1 protein-coding gene is annotated in these 1,495 nt (G+C 60.5%); it reads left to right on the forward strand.

What is annotated here, in order from left to right; all coding sequences use genetic code 11:
• Positions 1-389: 389 nt before the first annotated feature.
• Positions 390-1,151 (forward strand): bestrophin-like domain, encoded by a 762-nt coding sequence (locus FSO04_RS45740; RefSeq protein ID WP_154568003.1) that lies wholly within the window; start codon positions 390-392, stop codon positions 1,149-1,151.
• Positions 1,152-1,495: the final 344 nt, after the last annotated feature.

Consider the following 1,495-nt stretch of genomic DNA (forward strand, 5'->3'; position numbering starts at 1 on the left):
GCCAAGCCGAGGTATTTCATGGGAGATCCTTTGGGTGTGAATAACCTGACGACGAAGCTGATGATCGAAAATCGACAATCTTCTGAAAAGTTTGTAGCGGGTCTCGCCAGACTGTCCGCTTTTGGGGGCGCGCGGTGCCGACCGCCGGGCTCGTGCTGCACATGCGGATCGCGTGAGTCCGTCGGCCACTTTCGGCCGTTCGAGATGACGATCGAAACTTCCCGATTGCGGACGCTCACAATCCGCCCGACAACGAGACATCGCTTCGGCGCGAAAGCCATACCCTTGGTCGGGCACTGCGGCGTAGGTGTACCATCCCAGCACTCGAACATGAGTCGTCAGTTCTGTTAGGGCGGGTGCGACTTCGAGTCAAACCGCAGAGGTCAGTCATGAGCTCATTGGTAGTCGCCTTGATCGTGCTTGTGTGTGTCTTCGGATGCGGATTGCTCGGCCTGGGTCTTCGTACATTCCTTCCCGACCATCACCTGAGCGAGGATTCGACGGCTATCGTGAAGCTGGGGGCTGGCCTGATGGCGACGCTCGCTGCTCTCGTCCTTGGTCTCCTCATCGCCTCGTCAAAAGTTTCTTTCGACCGACTCAACGACGAGTTCACGCAGACGGCGGCTACGGTCGTCTTGATCGATCGCACTTTGGCCGATTACGGCCCGGAGACGAAGGAAGCGCGCGAGCTCTTGCGCAGCACCTACGCGTCAGCTGTGGATCAGTTCTATTCCGAGGGAGGTGGCGGAAAGGCCGATGTGGACGCTCCGGAGAGCCTGGAGCGCATGGTGCAATTTCAGCAAAAGCTTCGAGAACTGGCACCACGAAACGACATGCAGCGCATGGTTCAATCGGAGGCCTTGGCCCGCAACCATGACCTGGCGCAAGCGCGCTGGATACTGTTCCGACCAGGGGAGGGCGCAATCCCAACGCCATTCCTGGCGGTGCTGGTGCTCTGGCTCGGTATTCTCTTTGCCGGATTCGGTCTGGTCAGCGCCAACTATCGGACCGCCTTTGCGACGCTTTTCGTCTGTGCGCTATCGGCTTCCGGCGCCATTTTCCTGATCGAGGACATCGCCCACCCGCTCGAAGGGATGATGCAGATCTCGCGCATGCCGGCGCGGATCGCGCTCTCCCATCTCAGGCAATAGGCCCGCGCTGTCCAGCCGCCGTGTCGTCGTTCGACGCAATTCCGCGCTCACAGCCTCTCGGCAAGGTCCTGCGCCGCGTGCGGATGGAGCACGAACCGCTCCGGCGGGCGACAACACCCTAGCAGCGCTGAGGCAGCTTTTTACCCTTATGCGTGCATCCGCTTGCCAGAAGCCGAGTGGCAGTTTTCGGAAGATTCGGCCGGCCGTAACGGGTCGGCGAACTAAACCGCTCGCGCGGTAGGGGCTACGGTCGGACGCTGGAGGTCAGGGAGAGGCCGGTCACGCGGCTTTATGTTGGCGAATGAGGCAATCCGCCTCGTTCTTCAACAGGAGCCGAATCATGA

It is taken from the genome of Paraburkholderia madseniana, assembly GCF_009690905.1.
Taxonomy (GTDB): domain Bacteria; phylum Pseudomonadota; class Gammaproteobacteria; order Burkholderiales; family Burkholderiaceae; genus Paraburkholderia; species Paraburkholderia madseniana.

Bases quoted from the DNA above. Each gene is read 5' to 3' on its own strand.
- FSO04_RS45740 (WP_154568003.1), top strand. From the start codon at position 390: ATGAGCTCATTGGTAGTCGCCTTGATCGTGCTTGTGTGTGTCTTCGGA.